The 26,629-nt window shown below is 66.2% G+C and carries 23 protein-coding genes; 11 read left to right on the forward strand and 12 right to left on the reverse strand.

Annotated features, from left to right (window positions below):
- Positions 1–258 precede the first annotated feature (258 nt).
- Entirely contained in the window at positions 259–1,461 is a 1,203-nt protein-coding gene (locus AC5RTT_RS13355; protein WP_494145598.1) for a serine hydrolase domain-containing protein, read from the forward strand.
- Here AC5RTT_RS13355 and AC5RTT_RS13360 read toward each other — a convergent pair.
- The gene (locus AC5RTT_RS13360) at positions 1,458–2,183 is read right to left on the reverse strand and encodes a hemerythrin domain-containing protein (RefSeq protein WP_494145599.1); all 726 of its coding nucleotides are present in this window, start codon (positions 2,181–2,183) and stop codon (positions 1,458–1,460) included. The two genes, AC5RTT_RS13355 and AC5RTT_RS13360, sit on opposite strands and share 4 nt — an antisense overlap.
- Positions 2,184–2,409: 226 nt before the next feature.
- Between AC5RTT_RS13360 and AC5RTT_RS13365 the strand changes: the two genes are divergently transcribed.
- Positions 2,410–2,628, forward strand: a complete 219-nt coding sequence (locus tag AC5RTT_RS13365) for a hypothetical protein (protein WP_494145600.1) — start codon at positions 2,410–2,412, stop codon at positions 2,626–2,628.
- 494 nt (positions 2,629–3,122) lie between these two features.
- Here the strand turns inward: AC5RTT_RS13365 and AC5RTT_RS13370 are convergent, their stop codons facing one another.
- The 5 genes from AC5RTT_RS13370 to AC5RTT_RS13390 form a co-directional block, all read right to left on the reverse strand.
- Positions 3,123–4,394 (reverse strand): glycosyl hydrolase, encoded by a 1,272-nt coding sequence (locus AC5RTT_RS13370; protein WP_494145601.1) that lies wholly within the window; start codon positions 4,392–4,394, stop codon positions 3,123–3,125.
- Between the two features lie 187 nt (positions 4,395–4,581).
- Positions 4,582–5,193 carry a flavodoxin family protein gene (locus AC5RTT_RS13375; protein WP_494145602.1) on the reverse strand — a complete coding sequence of 204 codons (612 nt, stop codon included), beginning with the start codon at positions 5,191–5,193 and terminating at the stop codon, positions 4,582–4,584.
- A gap of 628 nt (positions 5,194–5,821) precedes the next feature.
- Positions 5,822–8,413 (reverse strand): GH32 C-terminal domain-containing protein, encoded by a 2,592-nt coding sequence (locus tag AC5RTT_RS13380; RefSeq protein ID WP_494145620.1) that lies wholly within the window; start codon positions 8,411–8,413, stop codon positions 5,822–5,824.
- Between the two features lie 91 nt (positions 8,414–8,504).
- A complete protein-coding gene (locus AC5RTT_RS13385; RefSeq protein ID WP_494145603.1) occupies positions 8,505–9,710 on the reverse strand; it encodes a NosD domain-containing protein in 1,206 nt (401 codons plus the stop codon).
- A gap of 75 nt (positions 9,711–9,785) precedes the next feature.
- A complete protein-coding gene (locus AC5RTT_RS13390) occupies positions 9,786–9,974 on the reverse strand; it encodes a hypothetical protein (RefSeq protein WP_494145604.1) in 189 nt (62 codons plus the stop codon).
- A 289-nt stretch (positions 9,975–10,263) separates the two neighbouring features.
- Here AC5RTT_RS13390 and AC5RTT_RS13395 point away from each other — a divergent pair, with 289 nt between their 5' ends.
- From AC5RTT_RS13395 to AC5RTT_RS13425, 7 genes are all read left to right on the forward strand, one after another.
- Positions 10,264–11,541 (forward strand): ABC transporter substrate-binding protein, encoded by a 1,278-nt coding sequence (locus tag AC5RTT_RS13395; RefSeq protein WP_494145605.1) that lies wholly within the window; start codon positions 10,264–10,266, stop codon positions 11,539–11,541.
- Between the two features lie 65 nt (positions 11,542–11,606).
- Complete coding sequence (locus AC5RTT_RS13400; protein ID WP_494145606.1) at positions 11,607–12,494, forward strand: carbohydrate ABC transporter permease; 888 nt, start codon at positions 11,607–11,609, stop codon at positions 12,492–12,494.
- A complete protein-coding gene (locus AC5RTT_RS13405) occupies positions 12,494–13,444 on the forward strand; it encodes a carbohydrate ABC transporter permease (protein WP_494145607.1) in 951 nt (316 codons plus the stop codon). The genes AC5RTT_RS13400 and AC5RTT_RS13405 overlap by 1 nt, the downstream gene beginning before the upstream one ends.
- A gap of 66 nt (positions 13,445–13,510) precedes the next feature.
- Complete coding sequence (locus AC5RTT_RS13410) at positions 13,511–14,563, forward strand: LacI family DNA-binding transcriptional regulator (protein WP_494145608.1); 1,053 nt, start codon at positions 13,511–13,513, stop codon at positions 14,561–14,563.
- Between the two features lie 39 nt (positions 14,564–14,602).
- Positions 14,603–16,186, forward strand: coding sequence for a glycoside hydrolase family 32 protein (locus tag AC5RTT_RS13415; RefSeq protein WP_494145609.1), 1,584 nt, complete (start codon positions 14,603–14,605; stop codon positions 16,184–16,186).
- A gap of 35 nt (positions 16,187–16,221) precedes the next feature.
- Positions 16,222–17,160: a carbohydrate kinase family protein gene (locus tag AC5RTT_RS13420; protein ID WP_494145610.1), complete on the forward strand. Its 939-nt coding sequence runs from the start codon at positions 16,222–16,224 to the stop codon at positions 17,158–17,160.
- Between the two features lie 26 nt (positions 17,161–17,186).
- A complete protein-coding gene (locus tag AC5RTT_RS13425; RefSeq protein ID WP_494145611.1) occupies positions 17,187–18,527 on the forward strand; it encodes a NosD domain-containing protein in 1,341 nt (446 codons plus the stop codon).
- A 149-nt stretch (positions 18,528–18,676) separates the two neighbouring features.
- Here the strand turns inward: AC5RTT_RS13425 and AC5RTT_RS13430 are convergent, their stop codons facing one another.
- The 4 genes from AC5RTT_RS13430 to AC5RTT_RS13445 form a co-directional block, all read right to left on the reverse strand.
- A complete protein-coding gene (locus AC5RTT_RS13430) occupies positions 18,677–18,844 on the reverse strand; it encodes a hypothetical protein (protein ID WP_494145612.1) in 168 nt (55 codons plus the stop codon).
- A gap of 93 nt (positions 18,845–18,937) precedes the next feature.
- The gene (locus tag AC5RTT_RS13435; protein ID WP_494145613.1) at positions 18,938–19,687 is read right to left on the reverse strand and encodes an ANTAR domain-containing protein; all 750 of its coding nucleotides are present in this window, start codon (positions 19,685–19,687) and stop codon (positions 18,938–18,940) included.
- A 97-nt stretch (positions 19,688–19,784) separates the two neighbouring features.
- On the reverse strand, positions 19,785–20,549 hold the full coding sequence (locus AC5RTT_RS13440) for an SDR family oxidoreductase (protein ID WP_494145614.1): 765 nt from the start codon (positions 20,547–20,549) through the stop codon (positions 19,785–19,787).
- Between the two features lie 42 nt (positions 20,550–20,591).
- Positions 20,592–20,981: an Hpt domain-containing protein gene (locus AC5RTT_RS13445; protein ID WP_494145615.1), complete on the reverse strand. Its 390-nt coding sequence runs from the start codon at positions 20,979–20,981 to the stop codon at positions 20,592–20,594.
- A 229-nt stretch (positions 20,982–21,210) separates the two neighbouring features.
- Between AC5RTT_RS13445 and AC5RTT_RS13450 the strand changes: the two genes are divergently transcribed.
- Together AC5RTT_RS13450 and AC5RTT_RS13455 are read left to right on the forward strand one after the other, a co-directional pair.
- Positions 21,211–22,707, forward strand: a complete 1,497-nt coding sequence (locus AC5RTT_RS13450; protein ID WP_494145616.1) for an MFS transporter — start codon at positions 21,211–21,213, stop codon at positions 22,705–22,707.
- A gap of 227 nt (positions 22,708–22,934) precedes the next feature.
- Entirely contained in the window at positions 22,935–23,294 is a 360-nt protein-coding gene (locus tag AC5RTT_RS13455) for a VOC family protein (protein ID WP_494145617.1), read from the forward strand.
- Between the two features lie 37 nt (positions 23,295–23,331).
- Here AC5RTT_RS13455 and AC5RTT_RS13460 read toward each other — a convergent pair whose 3' ends face one another.
- Together AC5RTT_RS13460 and AC5RTT_RS13465 are read right to left on the reverse strand one after the other, a co-directional pair.
- Positions 23,332–25,905, reverse strand: a complete 2,574-nt coding sequence (locus AC5RTT_RS13460; protein ID WP_494145618.1) for an AMP-binding protein — start codon at positions 25,903–25,905, stop codon at positions 23,332–23,334.
- 40 nt (positions 25,906–25,945) lie between these two features.
- Positions 25,946–26,629, reverse strand: a 684-nt coding sequence (locus tag AC5RTT_RS13465; RefSeq protein WP_494145619.1) for an ABC transporter ATP-binding protein, incomplete at its 5' end; no start/stop codon positions are given.

The following is a 26,629-nucleotide window of genomic DNA, read 5'->3' on the forward strand; positions in this document are numbered from 1 at the left end:
AACAAAGCTCGAGGGCCTGAGCCCGGTGCAATACCGAACCCAGGCCCTCGCGGCTTAGGATCTTATTTGGCCAGTCCAACTATCGGGGACCAGTTCACCGCAGGGCAGCCCTTCAGGCATCACTGTGCACCCCACAACTCAAGAAGAGGGACGGATACGGTCAAGAATTCCTCAAGATTCAAAGGCCTGGGTCAGCTGGGTGGCGCGGGGAACATAATTGGAAGTGGGTGGACAGCGCGTTCTCGGAGAGGAGCGGCGGTGGTCCAGACCCTGTTGAGCAGGCTGTATGACGGGCACCACTGGAACGTGGCGAGGAGTCCCGCTGGCGCCTTGATGAAGACGCCAGTTGGTGTCCTGGCCCTGGCACTCATGCTTGCCGGCTGTACCTTCGGTACCCCTGATGAAACCACCACCACGCCAGCAGTGAAGCTTGCCCCGCAGCTGGAAGCCTTTGCCGAGGATGCCCTCGCCAATGGAGCGCCTGCAGTGGTCTTCCATGTGCGGTACGGCGGCCGCGAGGAGCTGAGGGCAGCCGGGGTGAACGACCTGGAGACCAACCGGAAGGCCGTCCCCACGGACAAAATGTGGATCATAGGCGCCGGAACACCGATGGTGGCAGTGTCCGTGATGAAGCTGGTGGAGGCCGGCACGGTGCGCCTGGACGATCCCGTCTCCACCCACCTGCCCGAGTTCACAACCATCTTTCCGGGCTGGGACCGAGTTACTGTGCAGGACCTTCTGGGCAGCACGTCCGGCCTGCCCGACTACTTTCCACCCCTGATTGAAACCAGGACCCTCGACGACCTCCAGACCCGGGCCTTGACATTCGAGGAACGGCTTCGGATTGCAGCGGGGGTTGACGTGCCGCCGGGGCCGGTGCCCTATTTTGTGTGGTCCGCCACCGACTGGGAAGTCCTGGGCTGGCTGCTGGAACGCAAACACAACCGGCCGCTCGCCGAGATCCTCACCGAGGACGTGTTTGAACCTGCGGGAATGGGCAGCACACAGCTTGCCTCGCCTGGACAGCCGCCGGAGCCGATGCTGCACGGGTATGTGCTGGAGGACGGAAACCGGCGCGACTTCACCCGGGTTGACGCGGTTGCGGGGTCGGCCGATTCCGGAGTCATTTCAACCGTTGAGGACCTCTCCAAATTCGTGGCCGCCCTCACCACGGGCCAGCTCGTCAGCGAGGAAACCTGGAAGAGCATGATCGGGGCCGAGCCGTCCCCCTTGGGAGGCATCCGGCCAACCGACGACGTCTGCCCCGGCAGCCGCCATGTCATCGTGTCCGGCGGGGGAGGGCCATACAGCGTCCAGTCCCTTGCCTCCGAGGATGGCGGGCAGCAGGTAACGATGGCCGCGATACTCCCGCCCCAGGAACTGAACGTTACAGACGCACCTCCGCTCGTCCCCGAGATGGAGGATGCCATCCTTCAGACGGCCAGGAGCCTGTGCGACTAGAGCGTCTCGGGGATCGGCCGTCCCGGGAAGAGCGTGGCGTACTGCTTCCGGTACATGCGGCGCCCCACGAGCTTGTACGCGAGGCGGACCGGCGCGGGGATATCGGCGAACAGTTCCTTGCGGTCCGCGGGCGGGTTGGTGGCCAGCACCATCCCCAGGTAGGCAACCATGAACTTCTTGTCGAACTGCTTCACCCCGTGCTGCCCGATGGCCTTGCTCTCTTCCTCGGTCATCACCCGGTCAGCGACGGGCATCACCTCTGTGACCTCGCGCCGCAGGTGCACGTTCAGGACGGCCGACAGGTCCTCATAAAGCCCTGCGAGCTCGCCACCCAAAGCGGCGTCCGGCGTCGGCATCCAGCGCAGGCGCAGTGGCTCGATGGCCTCCAGCCGCTGGGTGACCTGCCGGTGCTGCTCAAGCATCTGCGCCACATGCAGCACGCACGCCGGGGCCCGCTGCTCCAGTTGGGGATACATCAGCAGGTCCTCGCCCTCGTGGTGGACGTGGAGCACCTTGTCGAAGTTTCCCAGCACCTCACCCACATACGCGGCACGGGCGGGGTCGCCGGCATTGACGGAGCGGACCAGGCCCGGCGCCTCGCTGTACGCCCACAGGAAGAACCGGTGGATCCGCCGCATGGCCGCCGATCCGCCGCACAGGACCGGCCCCGGAGGAAGCGGGGCTGCGGTCTCGCCTGGCTGCATGGTGAAGAAGTCGGTCATGATGGGCCCCTAACTCGTCGTGAGACCAGGCCCTCTCCCCGCGAGCATGGTATCGCTTGCCTTCCTGCCGGACAACGGTGACCGAAATGCGTCACTTACACCCTCCGGGGTGCCGGGGGCGGCTGGAGTTCCGGGACACGACGGGAACTGCAGGCCCATAAATCACGCATTCCGGTTTTCACGGCCGGCCGTTGCCCTCATGGCCGAGGGATGATTCGCTGGAGGGATGAGCAATAAGACACCACACACAGAAGACCTTCCGGATGATGAGCACCTGCGCAACGACGTGGTCCCGGCAACGCTGGACGAGCACGAGGCGTCCCCGGACGAGCATTTCACGCCCGGCCTGACCAATGCCGGCCAGCAGGTGGGAGGACTGGCTTCAGCTACGGGCTACGGCGACAAGCAGGACCCGGACGAGTTGGATTCCAACGACCCCGTCTGACCCCGCCACGTGGTGCCGGCGGCCCGTGGCCCCCAATGGTTACTTGCCGTTTACCCGGAAGACGTTGTCCCGCGCCCGGGCATTGCCAGAAGATGATGCGACGGCGGGGCTTGCGTTGATTCCAACCGCGGCTCCTGCCAAGAAAGGCGGGACTGGCTCTGATTGGCACCATTCCGGAGCCAGCCCCGCTGAAACCAGGAATAAAGGAAGAGCACGACTTTTCGGGGATTTGCTTGGCGGTGCTGTTTGCTCAACACCGCCAAGCGCTGAAACCGTCGGTTTCCCGACTCAAGGCTGCGTTACCACTGGACCCAGCTCCAGCTGCACCCCCATGCGCCGCTGCCTTTCAAGAATTACTTTGGACCGTCATCCTCAAGCGGACGCGAAGTTGCCGTCAAGAAACCGTCAAGGCTTGAGCAGGTTTTCACAAGCCGTCACGGACGAGGTGACGTAGGACGCCGGGCGCGTGCCGCCGTCGTAAGCCACCGTGGGTGCTACTTGAGCCGGGCGGCGAGGGCTGCGGCGAACGCCTGGGCGGACGCGGTGCTGCTGTTGATCCGCCAGTCGGTTTCCTTGTTGAAGTGGAACCAGGTGATGGCGGTGATATCAGGTTGGGCCGCGAGGTAGCTGATGAGCGCGGTGTTCCAGTCGGCCTTGGAGCCGCCCTGTTCGGCGGAGGCCGTCTCGGCGATCAGGATCTGCTTGCCCGGGGCCAGGGTCCGCAGCTGGGCGAGGCCGTCCCCGAAGAGCTGGGATGGCGACTGCCAGCTGCTCCAGGATGCGGAGGAGCCCCAGTTGTAGCCGTCCAGTGCCACCGCATCCACGTACGCGTCCCCCGGGTAGAGACCGGACAGCGGGATGGAGCCCCAGTATGGGACATTGGGGTTCCACACCCAGGTGATGTTGCTGGCGCCGGTTGCGGCCACCACGTCGTGGACATGGCGCCAGGCCGCCACATAGTCGCCGCTGCCGTTGCCGTTGATCTGCTCGGACCACGGGTACCAGTTGCCGTTCATTTCATGGCCGAACCGGAGCATTACCGGGTGCCCCCAGCCGGCCAGGGCCTGGCCCCACTGCCGGAGGTAGGGGTCGAAGTCACCGGCGGCGATCCGGTCCAGCGAGTAGGCGGGCTGCTCGGTGCCGCCGCCCCACGTCCACGGTTCCCAGGTCAGCAGCGTCTGCGCGCCGCGGGCACGGACGGCCTCGAGCTCGCTGATCGGCACACCCTGGTTGAAGTCCTTGTAGGACAGGATGATCGACGGCGCCTCCCCGGCCAGGGCTGTCACGGCGTCGAGTTCCGCGGAGGCCCGCGGGCCTCCCGGGGTGCCCCCGCCGAACCGCAGGACGGCTGGCGCCGGGGCCGGGGCCGGAGCCGCGGGAGCCGGGGCGGGGGCTGGAGCCACGTTGGGATCCTCCTCGGTGACGGAGGGGGAGCTGTAGGTATAGGTGAACGTGGCGGCGGCGCTCGCCGTGCCAGAGGTGGCCCGGACAGCAAGCGCGGGCTCGTCGGTCAGTGGCATGACCAGCTCCGCGGTGAAGTAGCCGGACGCGCTGGTTTTGAACGCGGCCGTGGCGGTGCCGGCGCTGACGGTTCCCGAACTCTTCTTCGGGAAGCCCGTACCGGTCACGGTGACGGAGGTGCCCGCCGGGCCGGTGTCAGGGCTCAGGGTGATGATGGCGGTGGCGGCGTGGACCGGCGTCGTAATCCATGCCGTGCCGCCCGCCAGCAGGGCCAGGACGGAGACCAGTGTTCTGAGTAGCTTCATGAAACCTTCCAAGGGGATCCGGCAGCGGCCGGCCCGTGGAAGGGAGGCTGCCGCTGCAGAGGACAAGGGCCGGACGGAAAAGACCCCTTGTTAAGTGTCCGGATCCCCGGGAGCCCGCCGGACCAAAACGGCACAGGATTTGCGCAGCTTTGGCCGAGGAAACACCCAGGGCCCGCGTCCGGGCGCCCTACTTGGCCGGATACTCCTGCCGCCGCAGCAGCCAGGCGAGGTGCGAGGCATTGCGGGCGAGGGCTGCGTTGGCGGTGGCGACGGCGTCCGGCACCTTGTCCAGGTCCTTGAAGTCCACCGTCTGCATGGCTTCGCCCACCCAGTAGGTGCCGCCCTGCGCCGGGATGCTGAAGCCGACGTCGTTCAGGCCCTGCATCATGTCCGCGACGCTCTTGTGGGCCCCGTCCTCGTTCCCGACGACGGCAACCGTCGCCACTTTGCCGTACATGACCGGCCGGCCCTGGTCGTCCGTCTCGGACAGGTCCGCGTCCAGCCGTTCCAGGACCTGCTGCGCCACGCTGGCCGGGTGGCCCATCCAGATAGGTGTGGCCAGCAGGAGAATATCCGCCGCGAGGATCCGCTCCCGCAGCTGCGGCCACTCGTCCCCGTCGCCCATGTCCACCTGCACGCCGCGCTTGACGTTGTGGTCCACCACCCGCAGCGAGGACACCTGGACGCCCTGGTGCTCGAATTCGTCCAGGATGTGCCGGGCCATCAGTTCACTGCTGGACGGCTCGGGCGATGGGGTGAGGGTGCAGACGAGGGCGAGGGCTTGCAGGTCAGGCATCATGGTGTCCTTTCACAGCTGCTGGGGGCGGCACCATTTCCGGTGCCCGCAAGCGATTCGTGGATGCGGACCGTTCCGGATGGGCCTGGATCAGTCCTGCAGGGATCTTGACCCAACCCGCGGCGATCCTTCGGCCAACCTTGACGTGCCGGGCGTAGCTTGGGGCCATCAGGCAGTCCAGGTTCGAAGGGGAGTGGAAGAAATGACGCTTACTGAATACGTTGTAGCCCTTGGCAGCATGCTGGCCTCACTCGGGGCTGCCGGTCTCCTGGCAGCCGGTTTGATCCGCGCAAAGGCCCGCCACTGACCGCCCTTCACGGGACCCAGCGTGAAGGGCGGGGTGGGACGTACGACGGCGGCGCGCGCCGCCGTCGTACGCCCCCCCCGCGTGCCTCGCCGGGTAACGGGAGGATTCGTGACGTCCAACTTCCGGTGAAGTTTCTCTCCCAAACCCCTTTACGCGCCCGGTCCGGTGTTATTAACATCGTTCGTGTCATAGTCCGGATGGGCGCCGGGGGCGTCCGGGAAGGGGGAGTGCATCACCGCTGATCATTACCGAACGACAATTGACCACTACGTTGAAAGCCCCTCCTAGGAGGGGCTTTCCCCTTGCCCGGCTGCCCCGCCCCAGCTACCACATGGCCTTGTGAAGCGGCGTGACTGTCAGGCTTTCAAGCCTGGCCGACCCGCCTTCGGCAAAGACAGAAAGGGTGCTGGCCCCTGCCGCGGGAAACACCTGGTCTGTCAGCGTGGCGAGGCCATCCTGGGCAAAGACCTCAACGGATGCCCTGTCCACATACAGCTTCAGGCGCAGCCGGCCGTTGCTGAGTTGCACCGGTGCATCGTCCACGGACGCAAAAGCCGGGTGGAAGCCTTCATTCCCGGAGTTTGTCCTGTCGATAAATACACGTCCACTGGCGGTGGAGTAGCCCACGCGGGTTGCCTCAGCCCCGTTGCCCAGAACCTTCAAGCCGAAGGCGGAGGCACCCCCGGATGAGAACTCGGCGTCAATCTGGACCACGTCCCCCGAGACCGGCAGGGTGCTTGTGCCCGGGTGGATGTCCCGGCCCGGTGGGGCGGTGTACGCGGCAGTGGTGTTCTTCAGCGTCTCAGCTTGGGCAACTACCCTCTGGAGAAGCCGCGGCCCCTGCGGCGTCTGGGTCAGGACCACCTCCCGGGGCAGCGCCATGGTACCGCGCCATGTGCTGGTGGGGGTGGCCTGTCCGTAGTCCCAGTTGTTCATCCAGCCGAGCATGACCCGCTTGCCGTCCGGAACATTGCTGAAAGAGACGGCGGCGTAGTAGTCCCTGCCCCAATCCAGCCAGTCATGCTGTTCCAGCCGGGTGATGTCGGAGGACACAAACTCGTCGGCGAGGATGTGCCCCCAGCCTCCACGGTTGTTGTCCACGATCCGGATGGTGGCCTGGCTTCCCCTGAACTCGCTGACATTCCAGGCCTTCCAGTCCAAGTGCTCGGAATTGGAGCCTGTCGCAGTGCGCACAGTCTGGCCGTTGATTATCAGGTTGACCGTGGTTTCACTGCTCCTGGGCTTGGCAGGTTCCGAGCCAAGGACCATGTTGTCCAGGGTGAGGTGCCCCCACGGTCCGGTGGCGTTGTCAACGATGCGGATGCGGGCCACCTGGCCAAAGTATTGGGACACATCCCAGTTCTTCCAGTTCAGGTCACCCGAATTGGTGCCCGTCATGGTGCGGACCGGCACGCCGCCTACCAGCAACTCCACCTGAAGTTGACCATCAGTCCGGCTGCCGCCGCCCAGGAGGAAGCCGATGTTGGTGTTGGTGAGGTAGAACTCCGGCGAGGTAATGGTACCCACGTTGTCATCCGCCTTGGGGCCGCCCTCGAACGTGTTGATGCGCTTGCCGATTGCGAACTCACCGCCGGCAACGGATGGGTTGCGTGCCGCTTCGAAGTCACCGCTGAGCTGCCAGCCGGCGTCCGTGAGCGTTCCGGGATAGTCAAAGCCGTCGAACAGCAGGTATCCGGGAGGGGCCTGGTTGCCCGACTGTTCGCCCGGCAGCAGGGGATGGTTTCCGCCCCCGGCCAGGAAATTGATGTAGTCCCGGTCAACAGTGAACGGCGCTGATTCGATGGCGCCCACCGGGAGGTCACCGCCATGAAAGCCGTTAACCAGGCCGGCACCCACCTGGCCGGTGACTGCCTGCTGGCCCGGGAGTGTCCCCCCAGCGGGCACGCTGCCCCAGGGGCCGGACGGATTGGCGGGATCGTTCTGCACGTTCCATCCGCTGTAGCTGCCGCCGTTTAATCCGGCCAAAATGGTGCCCGGTGGCGGCACATCCGCGGGGTCGGTGGTTTCCGAGGTGAACGTGGTGCCGTTGAACGAGCCCACGAAGTACTGCCCGCCGCTGCCTCCGGCCACCGATCCGGGGTTGATGTTCACCACGAGCACCCATTTGATGTTGTTGGGATCGCCGTCGACCGCCAGGGGAAACAGGTCCGGGCACTCCCATTGCCCGCCCGTCGCGTTGGCAGGCTTGAAGTCGTCCAGGTATTCCCAGTCCTTCAGGTTGGTGCTCTTGTAGAAAAGAACCCGGTGCTCGTTTGCCTCCACCGCGGCCATCACCCAATAAGAGCCGCCCGGGCCCTGGTACCAGAACACCTTGGGATCCCTGAAGTCACTGGTGTTCCGGTTCAGCACGGGATTTTCCGCATACTTGGTCCAGGTATGCCCGTCGTCCGTGCTGTACGCAAGGGACTGCGCCTGCCTGCCGGCGAGCGTGGGATGGGCGCTGGTGAAGTGGCTGGTGTACACGGCAACGAGGGGCGGATTCTGGGCCGTTCCGAATCCGCTGGTGTTCTGGGCGTCCACCACCACCGAGCCTGAGAAGATGTCTTCCACTGACTGCCCCGGCCCGTTGAGCGTCTGGGGGATGGCCAGGGGCTTCTCTTGCCAGTGGAGGAGGTCGGTGGACGTGGCGTGCCCCCAGCTCATGTTGCCCCACGTGGTTCCGAACGGGTTGTACTGGTAGTACATGTGATAGATCCCGTTGTGGTAGACGAGTCCGTTGGGATCGTTCATCCAGTTCTTTTCCGGCGTGTAATGCAGATACGGGCGGTACTGCTGCGTGGCAGGGTCCGGGTCCGAGGCTTGGGCCGGGAGGGGCGCCAAAGTGAGAGCCGAGACTAGCAGCGCAGTCGTCGTCGTCGTTACTGCTGCCCACCCCGTCCATGCACGGCTAATCATCATTGATTGTCCTTGTCTCTATGAAGTTGAAGCAGTGGGTGCTCCGCCTCCACGGCCTGCTCTGTGCCGGCCGTGGAGGCGGGGCGCAGCGCTATGGCGTTGGGCGGAACGAGTGTGAACTGGTGTAGGGAGCAAATTCCGCAGACGTGCCGCTGTCCAGGACCTTGGTGCCCGTGGTGGAGCCGTCAAGCACAACAGTTTTGACGGCGACCGAGGCAATCGTGTTGTTCGCCGCGATGTAGTTGTTCGCACCGGAAGCCACCAGGATGACGGTGGGCGGCTGACCGGAGGGATTCACCGAGGCTGCGGGCACGTCGTAGGAGAAATGGTTGCCCGTCACGGTATTTCCGCTGCCAACGATGTGGACGAGTCCGAACAGGTCATCAAGCCCGTTGTTGTACGGCTTGAGGGGATCAAACGGCTCCAACTGGCGGAGGAAGTGATTGGCCCCCACCAGGTTTTCAGTGCAGTTGCCTTCAAAATTCACCATGCCCGGATAAAAGGCGTGGAAACGGTTGGCCGTGATTGATGACCGGGTGCAGTTCTTGAAATGCACACTGCTCTTTCCCCGCGGAAAGACGTTGTTCGCGCTCACCAGCAGGCCCATGTGGCCCTCGGCGAAGATGGAGAATCCCACGTATCCTGCGCCGATGAGGTTGGCCGTAACCTTGGAGGCCTGCCCGGATCCGGTCAGTTCTATGCAGCTGCCGCACTCGGCCAGGAAGTTACCACTCACGCTCAGGGCATCGGTGTCCTTCACGATTAGTCCGTGTTCGAGGTACACCATGCCCATGCCTTCAACACGGCAGGCGTCGTTGGCCGAATCGAAGCGGATGCCCGTTTTTCCGTTGACGTAGGAGTTCTCATTGGAACCGAAAGAGACGCCGTCCAGGCAGAAGTTTTGGAAGACGATGGAGCTCAGCCGGGGGTCCCCCGTGCGGTAGACACGGAAAGCTTCGGCGTTTCCGTCGGTGTTCTCGACACGTATCCGGCTGCCGCCCGGGAATATCTCGTGCCAGCTGGACGTGTTGCCCGCGTTGTACCGGATGCTGCTGGATGTGAACCCATGGCCGGAGCCGCGGATTGTCAGGAAGCTGACGTCCACGTTCACCCGCGTCTTGAGGGAGTAATCGCCCGGCGGGATGTAGACCACGGCGCCGGGCTTGGAGGCCTGGCTCGTCTGCTGGGACTTCACATCCGCAATGATGCTGTTGATGATAAGCCCGATGTCGTTGTACGGGGTGGCCGAAGGGTTTCCCGGAACGGACCACGTGGTGACGTCGTAAACGGTTGTCAAAGCTGATACTCCTCACTTCGTTGGGGGAATTGCCTTGTTCTTGCTCAGATTGGGGGCTTACACCGGGCCGGTCGGTCAGAGCAGCCCGATGATGTGCCGATGGCCCGACGCGTTGCCCTGCTGCTCCTGGGGGATATCCGCTGGAGCGGTATCGGCGGCCGCGGCGTTGCTGGCCAGGCATAGGGCTGCCGCGAACGCAGCCAGGGATGCAGACCCGGCCCGCAGCACCGCCCTTCGTCCCGGCTGAAGGCTGGAAATTTGCACGATGAACTCCTCTGCTTGGAAAGGGGGAGCGGGCGCCGAAGGTGTTGCAGGAAGTTTCCGGCCGCGACCCTTGGATTTGCCAAAATATGCCAAAACGATTTGTCCGTTCTGGCCGAGCATCACACTAGGGCCCGCCGGCGAGCGGCGTCAATAGAGCAAGCTTCTTCTTGTGAGCCTTGACACTCTCATATTCCTCGTCTTATGGTGAGTGCCAAGTCGTTTTGGCAAAACGATTTTTCAGATCCGAGTCACTCTCCATTTCCGTTCAAGAGAAAGTGAGTCGACAGCGATGTCCACTCGTAAAGTCATCAGCAGGCTCGCCATCGGCGGCATCTGCACCGCCGTCGCACTGGCCGCCTCGGCATGCGGCGCAGGAGGCCCGGCCGCGTCTACCGGAAGCGCCGGCACCAACACGGTCAACGTCCTGGTCGAAGCCGGCGGTCACGCCGAACTGACCGGTGTCGCCCAGCAGTGCAAGCAGGACGCCGGCGTGGACGTCAACTTCGTCGAACTGCCCTACGACGGCATGTTCAACCGGCTTTCCAGCGAATTCTCCTCCGGCAACGTCTCCTTTGACGTGGCCGCCCTGGACTCCGTGTGGCTGCCCAGCTTCAAGGACGCCCTCCAGCCCATTGACGAGATCTTCACCGACGAGGCCAAGAAGGACATCTTCCCGTCCCTTGTCAAGGAAGCCAATGTGGACGGGCACTTCATCGGCCTGCCCGCCTGGACCAACGCCGAAATAATCCTGTACCGCAAGGATCTGTTCGAGGACGCCAAAAACAAGGCCGATTTCCAGGCCAAGTACGGCTACGAGTTGGCTGCCCCCACCACCTGGAAGCAGTACCAGGACATCTCCGAGTTCTTCACCAAGGACGGCATGTACGGCACGGACGTCAAGGGCGGCGTGGAAACCGAATGGCTGGCCCACGTCCTGCAGGCCGGCTCCCCCATGGTCCTGGACGGCGACAAGGTGGTGGTTGACAACGCCGCCCACAAGGAAGCCCTGGACTTCTACGTGGGCCTGGCCAAGTACGCTCCCTCCGGCGCAGCCCAGGTGGACTGGGCCGCAGCACAGAACCTGTTCAACCAGGGTCAGACCGCCATGACCCGGTTCTGGGCCCACGCCTACCGGCAGATCCCCAAGGACTCCCCGGTGGCGGGCAAGGTGGGCGCAGCCCCCATGATCGCCGGATCCGCAGGCGTCGGCGGCGTTCCCGGCCCCTGGTACCTCACGGTCCCGAAGGCGACCAAGAACACCGAGGCGGCCAAGAAGTTCGTGAAGTGCGCCTACGACTACAACGACAAGGGCATCGAATCCAGCCTGGGCCTGGCCTCCCGCATCTCCGCGTTCGAGAAGTACCAGGACAAGGAAGGCTACGAGAGCTTCAAGCCGCTGATCGAAACCCTCAACGGTGAAGCCACCGCCACCCGCCCGGCCACCGAGAAGTGGCAGCAGATCGTGGACACCGTCCTGGTGCCCATGCTGCAGAAGGCCGTTGCCGGCGGTGACTCCGCCACCCTCCTCGCCGATGCCAAGAAGCAGATCGAGGACCTCCTCAAGTAAGACCCCCGCGGCCGGCACCTGCACAGCGGTGCCGGCCGCGGCCCCAACCAGCGGAAGAGAAAACCGTGCGCATCTCCGACCGCCGCTTCGCATTGTTCCTGATGACACCAGCGGCGCTGTTCCTGGCAATATTCGTGGCCTTCCCGCTGTTCCGCCTTGTGGCGGACAGCTTCTACAAGATCTCCCCGATCGCCGGCGGCCCCCGCGACTTCGTGGGCCTGGACAACTACTTCCGCGCCTTCGCTTCGGAGGCTTTCACGGGAGCGGGCTGGCGGACCCTGGCCTACACCCTGATCGTGGTCACCCTCGAGTTCGCCCTGGGCCTGGGCATGGCCCTGCTGTTCACCATGCTGGGCCGCAGCTCGCAGATCTGGCGGACGGTGTTCATGTACCCGCTCATGATCGCCCCGATCGTGGCAGGCCTGCTCTGGAAGTTCCTGATGATCGACAACTTCGGCCTCATCGGAACCCTCCTGCACCAGGCGGGCATCCTGTCCAACCCCAACCAGATCGGCTGGCTGTCGGACCCGAACATCGTGCTCTATTCGGTGGCAATCCCGGACATCTGGCTGACCACCTCGTTTATGTGCCTGGTGCTCTTCGCCGGACTGCAGAACATCCCCGGCGACCTCATCGAAGCCGCACGGCTGGACGGCGCCCGGGCACCGGCCCTGCTGTTCAGGATCATCCTGCCCCTGCTGCGGCCGGTCATCGCCGTCGCGCTGGTGGTCCGCGGCATCGACGCGGCCAGGGCCTTTGACACCATCCTCATCCAGACCAACGGCGGCCCGCAGTCCGCCTCGGAAACCATGAGCCTGCTGATCTACCGGACCATGATCCGCTTCGGCGATCCGGGCCTGGCCAGCGCCATGGGCACCATCTACCTGCTGGCGATGCTGGCCGTCGCGTTCGTCGCGGTGTCCACCATCTGGCGGCCAGGAAAGGACAACTGATGCGCGTCGCTGAGAAAACCACGCACGACGGCGGGACCCCGGCCAGGGCGGCTGCGGCACCTTCCGCAGCACCCGCCGTCGTCCCTCCCCGCAAGCGCCGCGGCGTCAACCGGGAAGGATTGGAGGCCGGCCGGCGCAGCACTAGGACCCTGCTGTGGATCCTCCTCGCGGCAGCCATGGTGCTCTACGGATTCCCGTTCCTGTACCTGCTGTTCACGTCCTTCAAAACCCCGATCGACACCATCGCGGTGCCGCCCGCCATCCTTCCGCGGGAGTGGACGCTGGAGAACTACGCCAACGCGCTGGGCCGCAGCGGCGTGCCGGCGTCGTTCATCAACAGCATCCAGACGGCCATCATCAGCACCGTGCTCTCCCTGGTCCTGGCGGTTCCCGCCGCCTACGGCATCACCCGGTACAAGACGCTCAGCGGCCGGATCTTCATCATGGCCGCCCTGGTGACGCGCATGGTCCCGCCGGTGGCAATCGGCATTCCGTTGGCCTCCATGATGGGATCCGTGGGCCTCGCGGACACACCCATCGCGCTGTCCATCGCCCACACCACCATTTCCCTGCCGCTCTCCATCTGGCTGATGTCCAGCTTCTTCGAAGCCGTCCCGAAAGACCTGGAGGAGGCGGCAACCGTGGACGGGTGCAGCAGGCTCGGCGCCCTCTGGCGGGTGGTCATCCCGGTGGTCTCCGGCGGCATCGCCGTCACGGCGATCTTCGCCTTCCTGGCCTCCTGGAACGAGTTCCTCTTCGCCCTCCTGATGACGGCCATCCGCTCGCAGACAACGCCCGTGGTAATCGCGAACTTCCAGACCCAGTTCGGCCTGGACTGGGGATCCATGACCGCCCTGGCCGCCGTCTACTCCATCCCGGTGATCCTGCTGACGCTCCTCCTGCAGCGCAAGATCGTGGCGGGCATGACGCTCGGCGCCGTCAAGGGCTAGCCAGGGGAACCGACATTCGTCGGTAGCCTACTCATACCGGACAAACCATAAGGACGTGGGACACAGATGAGCAACAAGAACATCGGCATCAAGGACGTGGCCGTCGCCGCCGGCGTTTCCGTGACAACTGTCTCCCACGTGCTCAACGACGTCTCCTACGCCCGGATCAGCCCCGAAACCAGGGACAAGGTCAAGTCCGCCGCCGAGCAGCTCGGCTACGGCCCCAACCGGCTGGCCCAGGCCCTGCGCACGCAGCGGACCGGCATGCTGGGCCTGGTGAGCGAGGATATTGCCACGACGCCCCACGCCGGACGCATCATCCTTGGCGCCGACGAGGCCGCGAAGGCCCGGGGGTACGGCCTCATGATCATCAACACCTCCGGCTCGGCAAGCCTCGAATCCCGGCAGGCCGACGTCGAAGCCCTCCTGGAACGCCGGGTGGACGGCATCCTCTACGCCACCATGTACCACCGCAACGTGGAACTGCCGGCCAACCTCGGCAGCGTCCCCTCCGTGCTGGTGGACTCGGTGGCCAAAGGCGGAAACATCACAGCCGTGATCCCGGACGAGGACGGCGGTGCACGCGCCGCCGTGGGCGCGCTCCTCGAAGCGGGCCACACGCGGGTGGGCTTCATCAACAACACCGACGACGTCCCCGCCACCCGCCAGCGGCTCCAGGCCTTCCGGGCCATGCTGACCGAAGCAGGGCTCGACGGCGACGCGGCACCTGTCGAGTCCGAGGTCTCCGAAGTGCACGGCGGCTACGAGGCGGCCCGGCGGATCCTGGCACGCAAGGACCGCGCCGACATGCCAACGGCACTGTTCTGCTACAACGACCGGATGGCGATGGGAGCCTACCGCGCCGCCGCCGAGCTGGGACTCAGCATCCCCGGCGACCTTTCGGTGGTCGGCTTCGATGACCAGGAGCTGATCGCCGCCAACCTCCACCCGGGCCTCACCACCGTGGCCCTGCCGCACTACGAGATGGGCGCCTGGGCCACCGAGCACCTGATTGACGCCGTCGAAGGGAAGACAGACCTGACCCTCATGGCACTCCACCCGACCATCCTGGGCTGCCCGCTGGTGCGCCGCGATTCCATCGCGGCTCCCCGGCCCTAGCAGCCAGCCCCTTCCACTTTCCCAGAGGACCGCACCAACATGTCCACCTTCCTTGATGCCGCACGCCCGGAAACACCTCCGGCCGGGACCGCCAGGTTCCGTCCCGCCATCCACTTCACGGCCCGGGACACCTGGCTGAACGACCCCAACGGCCTGGTCTTCCACGAAGGCCTCTACCACCTCTTCTTCCAGAACAACCCGTATGGCAACGTGTGGGGGAACATGTCCTGGGGCCACGCCACCTCCCGTGATCTTCTCCACTGGACCGAGCACCCCGTGGCCATTGCCTGCGACGAAACCGAGGACATCTACTCCGGCAGCGTGGTGGTGGACCACGGAAACACGTCCGGCTTCGGCACCGCGGACGCACCTGCCCTCGTGGCCATCTACACCAGCGCCCACAAGGCCGCGTCCGAACACCACGGCACGCAGGCGCAGTCCCTGGCCTACAGCACCGACGCCGGCATGACGTGGCAGAAGTACGGCGGAAACCCTGTCCTCACCCGGAACTCCGCGCACTTCCGCGACCCCAAAGTCTTCCGCTACGAGGGCGGGCAGGGCGCCTGCTGGATCATGGTGGCCGTCGAAGCGCAGCACCAGAAGGTGGTCTTCTACCGTTCGGACGACCTCAAGACCTGGGACTTCCTCAGCGACTTTGGCCCCATGAACGCAGACCAGGGCGAATGGGAATGCCCCGATCTCTTTCCCCTTGCCGTGGACGGGGACCCGGACAACGTCAAATGGGTCCTGATCGTCAACGTCAACCCGGGTGCGGTGGCGGGAGGTTCCGGAGGCCAGTACTTCGTGGGCCGGTTCGACGGCGCCCGGTTCGTCCCGGACTCCTCTTCAGTTGCGGCTCCGGCCGGGGTCAGCGCCCTGGGTGATTCCGCCGCAGCCGCTGCCGCCCTGCAGCAATGCCTGTGGCTGGACTGGGGGCGCGACTGCTACGCCTCCGTCTCCTTCAGTAACATTCCCGATGGGCGGCGCATCATCATCGGCTGGATGAACAACTGGGACTACGCCAACCAGCTGCCCACCGCCCCCTGGCGGTCGTCGATGACCCTGGCCCGCGAAGTGCGCCTGACCGCAGCCAGCGGCTCCGCCCGCCTGGTCCAGCAGCCTGTCCTGCCCGGCCACCCTGCCGTAGAGGGGCCGCCCGCAGTCGCGGAGCCGGTCATCGCGGAAGTGTTCGAACTGCAGGACTCGGTACTGCGGTTGCCGGCTGCGGCACCCGGCAGCGCCCAAGTCATCGAGGCGGAGATCCTGCCCGGCAGTGCTGAGCACGTGGCCTTCCATCTGTTCGCCAGCGTGGACGGAAGCGCGGGCACGGTCCTGGGCTACAACGCCGCCACCGGTCGCCTCGTCCTGGACCGCCGCCGGTCAGGGGACACGGGCTTCCACGAAAAGTTTTCGTCCGTGGAGTCAGCGCCGCTGGTCCTTGAGGACGGCGTGCTCAAGCTGCAGATCGTCGTCGACCATTGCTCGGTGGAGGTCTTTGCGCAGGGCGGGGCGGTGGTCCTGACCGACCTCATCTTCCCCGACGCCGGAAGCCAGGAGAACTGGCTGGCGGCCGGGCGAGGCCCGGCAATAGTCCGGAAGCTCAGGGTCTCAACCCTTGCCTGACGGCAGGATGGGCAATCCAAGAAAGGTGCGAAGAAATGCACACGAACGATGATCCCCAGCCGGGGCTTGACGTCGTAGTAGTCGGTGAAGCCCTAGTGGACATCGTCGTCACCTCCGCGGGCACCGTGGAGCACCCCGGCGGGTCACCGGCAAACGTGGCCTACGGGCTGGGGCGGCTGGGTGCGGCCACCGCGTTGCTGACCTCGATCGGCGACGACCCGCGCGGCGCGGCCATCGAGCAGCACCTGCGCAGCGCCAGCGTCGAACTCCTGCCCGGTTCCAAGGGGCCCGGCCGGACCGCCACGGCGACGGCGACCCTGGCGTCCGACGGGTCGGCGCACTATGACTTCGACATCCGCTGGGACCTTGCGCGCCTCGCCCCGGCGACGCTGCCCAAAGTCCTGCACACCGGCTCCATCGCCACCTTCCTGGCGCCGGGGGCGGCTGCGGTCAGGGCACTTCTTGAGCAGTCACACCGGCGCTGCATGGTCACCTACGATCCCAACATCCGACCTGCCCTGCTCGGCAGCCATTTCGAGGCGAAGACCATCTTCGAGGAACTCGTCCCGTTCACGGAAGTGGTCAAACTCAGCGACGAGGACGCACTGTGGCTCTACCCGCGGCTGTCCCTGGAGGACGTCTCTCAGCTCATCCTGGACCTGGGGGCCGGGCTCGTCGCCGTCACCAGCGGAGCGGAAGGGTCCCTGCTCACCACGGCAGGCGCGCAGGTGGCTGTGCCCCCGGTCACGGCCGAGGTGGCGGACACCATCGGCGCCGGCGACTCCTACATGTCAGCCCTGGTCTACGGACTCCTCATGCGCGGGGCGGACGGGCTGGCGCCGTCCGTGCTGGAGTCGCTGGGCCGGATGGCCTCCAGGGCAGCTGCCATCACGGTCAGCCGCCCCGGTGCCAACCCGCCGACGGCTGAGGAGCTGCAGGCCGGGCTCCCTGAGCAGCAAACGGTGGCACCATGAGAACCAGAACGCAAAAGGAAGAGCCCATGCCAAGCAAAAACTACTACGACGTGACCACGTGGCCGGTCGGCAATCCGGCCAAGGACGTGGGTGAAGTCATCAACAGCATCATCGCGGACATCAAGGAACGGCAGGCGGCCACCGACGTGAACGACGGCGGCAAGCCGGGCGCGGTGATCTACCTTCCGCCGGGGGACTACCACCTTCGCACCCAGGTGCTGGTCGACGTCAGCTTCCTCCGGATCGAGGGCTCCGGGCACGGCTTCACGTCGTCGAGCATCCGCTTCAACGTGCCCGAAGACGAATGGCCGGACCTGCACGAGCTGTGGCCCGGCGGGAGCCGGATCATCGTGGACCTCCCGCCGGCCGAAGACGGAAAGGAGGCTAAAGGCGCCGCCTTCTACATCGAGCGGAACGGAAGCCCGCGGATCAGCTCGGTGGAGTTCTCCAACTTCTGCATCGACGGGCTGCATTTCAGCCCGGACGGCTCGGGGTTGCATGCGGAAAACACCTACGTCAACGGCAAGACCGGCATCTATGCCGCGAGTGCCAACGACTCGTTCCGCATCACCGGCATGGGGTTCGTCTACCTGGAGCACGCCCTCACCATCCACCACGCAGACGCGCTGTCCATCCACGACAACTTCATCGCCGAATGCGGAAGCTGCATCGAACTGCGGGGCTGGGGACAGGCCTCAAAGATCACCGACAACCTGGTGGGGGCCGGCTTCAAGGGCCACTCGATCTACGCCGAGAACCACGGCGGGCTCCTGGTCACCGCGAACAACGTCTTCCCCCGGGGTGCAAGCAGCGTCCACTTCAAAGGGGTCACCCGTTCCAGCGTCACCAACAACCGTTTGCATTCCTTCTACCCGGGGATGGTGCTCCTCGAGGACAACAGCTCGGAAAACCTCGTGGCCACGAACCACTTCCTCCGCGACCACGAGCCTTGGACCCCATTCCTGGGAGTGGACAACGGACTGGACGACCTCACCGGGCTTCTCAGCATCAGAGGCAGCAACAACTCCGTGGTGGGCAACCACTTTTCCGAGGTCATCGACTCGCAGAGCATCCGGCCGGCGGGTGCCACGCCTGTCATCATCCGGCTGGCGGCGGGGGCAGGCAACTTTGTCTCCAACAACCATGTGGTGGCCATGGACGTCTCCGCCAAGTCGAGTGACTCATGCTTCGCCGCCCAGGTGGACGCCCTGCTGACAACCGAAGCGTCGGAAGGCCTCGCCGTCACAACCGTCATGGTCGATGCCGCATCAGCCCGGAACACAGTCCTTGATTCCGGAAGCGACGCCCAGGTTGTCCTGGACAAAACCGCCAACGCCTTCAGGGCCACCCCGACGATCGGTTTGTAGGAGGGGAAACCCGCAGGATGGGGGAGCACGTAGTGGGGTTTAGTAAAACGAGCCAAGCGGGGCGTCCCACCCTACGTCGTCGTGAACGCCGTCCTGGTGGCCGGCCTGGCCATCGCCATTTTCGTGCTGACCCGCTAGGCCGGCGGCCCTTAGCCGGGGATGCGGCGTCCCCTGGACCGGCGCAGGAGCAGCAGGAGAACTGCCACAATCAGCAGTACCGGGGCAATTCCCAGGAGGAATCCCAGTGTTTCGACTGCCAGCCCGAGGATGAAACAGATCCCGGCGAGAATGAAGATCCCAACCGCCAAATTCTTCATCCGTCCACCTTCCGGTTGCAGTGATTGGAACAGCCTACGCGGTTGTCCGGCGATGCTGCCACGGGGCTCGGGCACGCATCAGTGGGCCCGGCCCTATGCCAGCGCCGGGGGCTCGAACCGTGCTGCCGGCGAGCCGCCGCCCAGGGCTTTAAGGATGTTCTCGGCGACGGTGCGGACCTTCAGGTTCCGCTGCCGGGACACCCCGGCGAGCTTACTGAATGCCTCCGTGTAGGAGCATCGTGTCTGGCCCATGACCACCCCGCACGCCACGTCGATAGAGGTGCGGCTTTCCAGGACGGCTTTCAGGTTGTCGCCAGCGGACCGGATGCTGCGCACCTCCAGGGCCAGCTGCATGCTCTGCGACGCCACCCCGGCGAACCAGGTGGCCTCGCTGACCATGTCCGGGGTGAAGTCGAAACCTTCCGGCCCCAGGAACACCAGGGTGCAGGAAACGCGCGCCCCCACGTCCACCGGCACCGCCAGTGCCGAGCCGTAGCCGGACGCAACCAGCCGCCGTCGATATGCATCCCACCGCTGGGAGGAACCGTCCGCTGCCACCTGCACCGGCCCCGCGTCGGCCTGCATCATGGGCCCGTCACCGTACCGCTCCTCGGAGGATGCCAGGCACTCCGCCGGGCCTGTGCTCCCTGCCGTCACCGGCGGCGTTCCCGCACGGTGCAGGGTGGCGGCGCAGTCCACGCCGGCCGAACCGCTGAGCGCCGCCGCGGCGGCCTCGGCCAGCCGCTGCACTGAATCGAGGTCCGTCTCGGCGCCGGTGACCAGGTCCAACAGAAGACCGGCGTGTCCCGTCCGCTTGCTTCCGGATACCGGCTGTACCGCCATGCTTCTTCCCCCACTCAACGTCAGGTCCCGCCCGCCGTAGCAGGCTTTAGACGAATCTAGGGGGATGCCCCAAGACAGGGCACGAGTAGTGGGTACTCTACTTTTCCTGCCGGTACTTGCCGCTACTTGCTTCCAGCCATTCCAGGAAGGTCTGGCGTCCGAGGGCGGCACCCGGCGCCGGGATCAGCGCACCGCTGCGCATGGCCTTTCCCATGAAGCCGGGAAGCGGGACTTCCACCACCTTTTTCCGCTGGCCGGTCCTGTCCAGGTACGAGCGGACCAGGCCGTCGAGCTCCTCCAGCCGCGGGCCGCCCAGGTCCCTGATGCGACCCTGCGGCCCAGCCTCCGCCGCTGCCAGAAGGGCCTCGGCCACTTCGCGGGCGGCCACCGGCTGGGTGAACATCTTGGGCACCAGCACCACCGGACCGGCGGACGACGTCTTCACCACGCGCGGCACGAACTCGTGGAACTGGGTGGACCGCAGCAGGGTCCACGGCACGCCGCCGTGCCGCACAGTGTCCTCCTGCACCAGCTTGCCTGCATACAGGCCCGAGGTGGCCTTGTCGATGCCCACGATCGAGAGCACCACCTGGTGCTTCACACCGGCCTTCTTCTCCGCGGCCAGCAGGTTCTGCGAGGCGTTGGTGAAAAAGTCCACGGCCTTCTTGGTGGCTGTGCTGTTGATACCGGACACGTCGATCACCGTGTCCACGCCCCGAAGCGCCTCATCCAGCCCGCGGGCGCTTACCAGGTCCACCCCATCCGCACGGCTCAAGCTGGCCACGTCATGGCCGCGCTCCCTGGCGAGCTCCACCACGTGGCGCCCGACCGTACCGGTTCCCCCTGCAACGGCAATCCTCATAGGAAAAATCCTATGCCCGCGGGGTGCCTCTTGCCGTCCATGTCAGAACTGCGCACGGAGGGCATACCTGGTCTGTTTGCTGCACTGCATGATTCGCCGCAGGTGGGCTGCCGCGAGGTGGGGGAGCTCAACGCCGGGATCGGCGCGGGAGGAGTCCTGGCGCAGCTCCTTTTCAAGGTTCAACGCCAGGCCGGCCAGGCGTTCGGCGCCTACCATCTGGCTGGACGTTTTCAGGCTGAGCACTGCATCCATCGCGCCGCGCAGGTCCCCGGTGGTCAGTGTCAGCCGCAAGCGCTCGGTCCTTACGGGCAGTTCCTTGATGTAGTTCTGCACGAAGACCCGCCAGATGCTCTCGTCGTCGTCCAGTTCGGCGCGCAGCCGTTCGAGCACGGACGGGTCAAGGAGGGGCCGGGGGAGGTTTTCGTCCTGCATCGGCAGTTGTCCCTTCACCAGGAGCGAGTGGCCCTCCTCCCCGTCTCGAAGGAGAACCGCTGACTGCCCCCAGGCCTAGAAAAGACGCTACGGCCATGCGGTACGCAGGACACGAGTAGTGGGTACTCGAGTTTTCCGTCCGGCCGGAGGTAGACCTCTTGGAAGGCGCGTCCAATACATTGGGGGCTTTCCCGTGTGCCGCCGGTTCCTTCTCACTACACTGGGACGCATGACTGAGCAGGAACCGGCCGGGGGCCGTGCTGCAGTTACTCCCGACGGCGGGGCAGGCTTTTCGGACGACCCCGACGTGGCTCACGCGGTGGACGGGGAAGGCGAGGCCGCGCGCCTCGCCGATCCAGGCGCCGTCGATACCTCTGTGCGGACTCCGAAGCAGCGGTCCCGCACGTTCCTGGGGATCCTGGTCAATACGGGGGTCGCCAACATCACCACCAGCTACCTGTGGTTCGCCCTGACGTTCTGGGTGTACCTGGAGACCCGCAACGTGATCGCCACCGGTGTGGTGGGCGGTGCGTACATGTTGCTGATTGCGCTCTCCAGCATCAGTTTTGGCACGTTCGTGGACCGGTACCGCAAGCTGGCCGTGATGCGCTTCGCCGCTGTCTTCACGCTGCTGATGTTCGTACTGTCCGGCGTGATGTTCCTGCTGACACCCGAAGCTCAGCTGCTGGACCTGGGGCAGCCCTGGTTCTGGCTCTTCGCCATGATCATCCTGGTGGGCGCCGTGGTGGAGAACCTGCGCAACATTGCCCTGTCCACAACGGTCACCATCCTCATCGAGCCGGACCGGCGGGCCAACGCGAACGGGATGGTGGGCATGGTGCAGGGGCTGATGTTCCTGATCACCTCGGTGCTGTCCGGGCTGTCGGTGGGGCTGCTGGGCATGGGCTGGACCATCGCCGTCGCCGTCGTCCTCACGGCGCTCGCCTTCGCGCACCTGCTCACCCTGCACATGCCCGAGGAAGTGCGGGCGGCCGCCACGGATGCCCAGGGCGGCTTCGACCTGCGGGGTGCCCTCGCCGCAGTCCTGGCCATCGGCGGGCTGTTTGCGCTGATCCTGTTCTCCACGTTCAACAACTTCATCGGCGGCGTGTACATGGCCCTGATGGACCCGTACGGCTTGGAGATGTTCCCCGTGGAGCTGTGGGGCATCTTCCTGGCGGTTGGCTCCAGCGGGTTCCTGGTGGGCGGGGCACTGATCGGCAAGTTCGGGCTCGGCGCCAACCCGCTGCGCACCCTGCTCTTCGCCGTCGTGGCGATGGGTTTCCTCGGCGCGGTGTTCACCCTGCGCGAGTGGGCCTGGCTGTACGTTCTGGGCATCTGGCTGTACTTGACCCTGGTGCCCGTGGTGGAGGCGGCCGAGCAAACGGTCATCCAGCAGGTGGTGCCGCTGCCCAAGCAGGGCCGGGTGTTCGGCTTCGCCATGGCGTTCGAGTCGGCGGCAGCGCCCATCACAGCGTTCCTGATCGCGCCGATCGCCCAGTTCTGGATCATCCCGTACGCGCGTTCCACCGAAGGGGCGGCCCAGCTGGCGCCGCTGCTGGGCGAGGGAACATCCCGCGGCATCGCCCTGGTGTTCCTGGTGGCCGGGATCATCATGATCATCGCGGCCTTGCTGGCCTTCTTCACCCCGGTCTACCGGCGGGTCTCGGCCGAGTATGCAGAGGCAGCCGAGGAGGCAAAGGCATCCGAGCCCGCTGAGGGCTGAGGCCCCACCTTTCCGGCGAGGGACGACGCCGTGCTCCGGGCCGCCGTCGTACGTCCTGGTTCTCCGTCCTGGGGCACATTGGCCGCCTGCCGCGGTGTTCGGGTCCTGATGTCCGGCGTGTCCGTGTCAATGTGCCCCACTTTCGCCCGAAATTCTCCCCGCCACTGTCCGGCATGCCACGAAAGGACTAGGGTTCTTGCTCCAGCATGCAAACAAAGGAGGCACACATGTCCGGTGAACCTGTGTTCTTTGAAATCGGCGTGGAGGACGCCGAGCGGGGCAAGCGATTCTACGGGGAACTTTTTGGCTGGGACCTGAGCCCGGGACCGTCCGGTAACGGCTTCTCCATCCATAAGGCCGGAATCCCAGGGGGAATCCATGGCGGCGACCCCGGTGCGTCGCCCTACCTGTTCTTCAAGGTGGACAACCTGGACGCGGCGCTCGCACGGGTGCGGGAACTTGGCGGCTCCGTGGACGACACGGACCTGGGCGACAGCGACAGCAGCGCCGCGGAGTACGGCAGGTTCAAGCTGTGCAAGGACGATCAGGGTTCGGCCTTTGGCCTGCACGAACCGCCGGCAACGTGAGCGCGGGATTGGGCGGAAACGCCCGGATGAGCGGGCGTCAGGGGCTGGTGCGGGGGAGGGCGACGCGGCCCCGGCCCCGGCTCTTCAGCGCAGTCCAGGCCCCGGGCACCCACTGGCACAGCGCCCAGTAGCCCACCCCGAACACCAGGGACCCGGCCACCGCCAGCACCTGGCTGACCGGAAGCAGCACCGGGTAGACCAGCCAGTGGGTGAGGTAGATGTAGAGCGAGGCCGCGGCCAGCCACCCCGTTACCCGGCGGAGCAGGGCCGGCACCGGCAGCGCCGGCACCCACGCGAGCAGCAGGATCCCGGCGGCCACGGTGATCTCCCGCACGGTGCTGTTGAAGAACCCGGGCAGGGTCAGCACGGTGATCAGGGATACCGTCAGCCGGTGGAGGTTGGTGCGGGCGCGTGCCAGGGCCCAGCCCAGCGCGAAGATCCAGAACACGGGCGGGGGCTTGGGCAGGCCGGGATCCACCAGGTCGTACCGGCTCAGCAGCGCAACGGCCACCAGGCCCAGCGCGAAAAGGAACGGCGCACGGCGCTCCCACCGGTCTACCCAGGGGATGGCCATCAGCGCTCCCACCGCCAGCAGGATGTACACCAGCAGTTCCACGAACCAGAAGTGCCACTGGGTGGTCACCTGCTCCGGGCCCACCATCGCGTTCAGCAAGAAAATGTTCGCCACCGTGTAGTGGTCCGTCAGCAGGTACGCCACGGCGATGAACAGCACGGACGGCACCACGATCCGGGCCAGCCCGCGGAACTGGCGCCGCAGCCGCGGAACGCGCTGCTCGGCCAGCTGGAACCGGGCGAAGTTGTAGCCGGCCACTGCGAAGAGCAGGTGCGCGGTCTGGAAGGTGAACAGCTCCACGTGGGTGGCCACCACGCACACGATGGCCGCCGCCCGGACCACCAGGGAGGTCTCCAGGAACGACAGGAAGCGCCTCTTATTGCGGGCCGGGCGGAGGCGTTCCAGCTCCTTGACGGGCAGCAGGTGCCAGTCGGAGGGCAGCTTCCCCAGCACGCTTTCCAGCCGGACGGAGACCGCCACGTAGGACAGCGAGTCGCCGTCGAGGGAGACGAATGTGTCGTCATCCGCCACGCTCTCGCGCTCCAGGGCGTCCATGAAGATCTGCCGGACGTCGGCCTGGCCTTCCGGTGCCGCCCCGGATCCAGCAGCTGCGGGAACAGCCGCGGCGGGCCGGGTGCTGTCCGGAACAAGGCTGGTGTCCGGCATGCCCAGGGAGCGGACCGCCGGGTAGTCGATCTTGCCGGTCGCCAGGCGCGGGAGCTGCTCCACGGGGTGGACCACGACGGCGGCGCGCGGCAGCCCCAGGCTGCCGGCCAGGACTTTGGCGAGCATGGCGCCGTCGTGCTCGCCTTCGACGGCGGCGACGAGCAGGTCATCGGTGCCGGCCGCGGCCGCGGTGATGCCCATGCCGGCGAGGATCCGCTCCACCTGCCCCAGGTCCACGCGCAGGCCGACGATCTTCACGAACCGGCTGCGCCGGCCCACCACCTGGTACAGGCCGTTCTCCTGCTGGCGGGCCAGGTCGCCGGTCCGCAGTTCGTGGATTTCCCGGCCGAGGGCCAGGTCCGCGGGGGACTCGGCGTAGCCGAGCATGACGTTGGGGCCGGTGTAGACCAGTTCCCCGTCCGCCAGGTCCTCCACGGGGTCGATCCGGAACGTGCCGCCCGGCACCGGGACGCCGATGGTCTCCGCGTGGTGGGCAGCCAGGTCCGGGGGCAGGTAGGCCATCCGGGCGGTGGCTTCGGTGGCCCCGTACATGACGAAGAGGTCCCAGCCGCGGCGCTGCCCGGTCTCGGCCCAGGACCGGACTTTCTCGGGGGCCAGCCGCCCGCCGGCCTGGGTGACGTAGCGCAGCCGCGGCAGCTCCTTGTCCGCGAACCCCACCCGCTCCAGGAGGTCGAACGTGTAGGGAACGGCGGCGAAGGAGGTGGCGTGCTGGTCCCGGAACAGATCCCAGAAGCAGGGGTCCACCACGGAAAGGTCGGTGAGGACCAGCCCCGCCCCGCGGGTCAGGTGGCTGTTGACCACGGAGAGGCCGTAGCAGTAGTGCAGGGGGAGCGTGGTGGCGGCACGGTCGTCAGGGCCGATGTGCAGGTACTCGGCGATCGCCTCGGCGTTCGCGGAGAGGTTAGTGTGCGAGAGCCGGACCAGTTTCGGCGAACCCGTTGAACCTGAGGTGCTGAGCAGCAGCGCCAGGTCCGGGTGCAGGTCATGCCGGGTGCCGGTCCGACGCTCCTGGAGCATGGGCGTGCCGTCGCCGCCGCCGGGCCACAGCAGCGCGTCGGGATCGTAGGCGTTGACCAGGGAGGCCAGGGCCTCGGGCTTGTCCGCCGGGGCCAGCAGGAGCGGATGGCCGCCCGAGAGTGCGGCAAGGTAGCCCACCAGGGAGTCCAGGTCGTTCCCGGCGGCCAGCACCACCAGCCGGCGTTCGGTTCCCAGCCTGGCAGCAGTCTGGTCCACCAGGGCTGCAAGCTCGCTGTAGGTTACGGCGCCGTCAGCGGTGAGGACCGCCGGGCGGCCGCCGTGCCGGGCGAGGTCGGTGAACGCGACCCGGGCGAGTTCGGGCTGCGCGGTCACAGCGCAGCCCTGCTGGGGTGAAGAGACATGGGACGCCTAACTAAGCTGCAGGCTCGGATGAGCGCTGCCGAAGGGAACTGCCGGGAGGCGGGGAGGTAACGGCGGTGTCACCGAGCAGCAGGGTGGGCGTGGTGCCCGCCGCCACCGTCACGGCAACAGCTGTGCCCACCGGATGGCGGACGCTGTGCGGCTGCCAGGACCGCAGGGTCCGCCCGGAGGCCAGCGTCACGTAGTGCAGCACGAACGCGCCGTGGTACTCGACGGCGGACACCCGGGCGGGGGAGGCCGGATCGGGGAGCAGCGCCACCTCGTGCGGCCGCAGGACCACGTCAACGTCGACATCGACGTCGGCCCAGCCGGGGACTGTTGACACCACCCCGATCTCGCAGGTCAGCAGGGCGCGGTGCACCTTGGCCGGGAGGAAATCGGCGTCGCCCATGAACGAGGCGACGAAGCGGGTGGCGGGTTGTTCGAAGACCTTTTCCGGTGTGTCTGCCTGCTCGATGACGCCGCCGCGCATCACCACCACCCGGGTTCCCACGGACAGCGCCTCGGTCTGGTCGTGGGTCACCAGGACGCCGGTGGTGCCGGCCTCTTTGAGCGTTGCCACGGTGTCCCGGCGCACCTGGGCGCGCAGGGATTCGTCCAGGCTGGAGAACGGCTCATCGAGGAGTACGACGGCGGGCCGCGGGGCCAGGGCGCGGGCCAGCGCCACGCGCTGCTG

It is taken from the genome of Arthrobacter sp. Y3221157 (assembly GCF_059089865.1).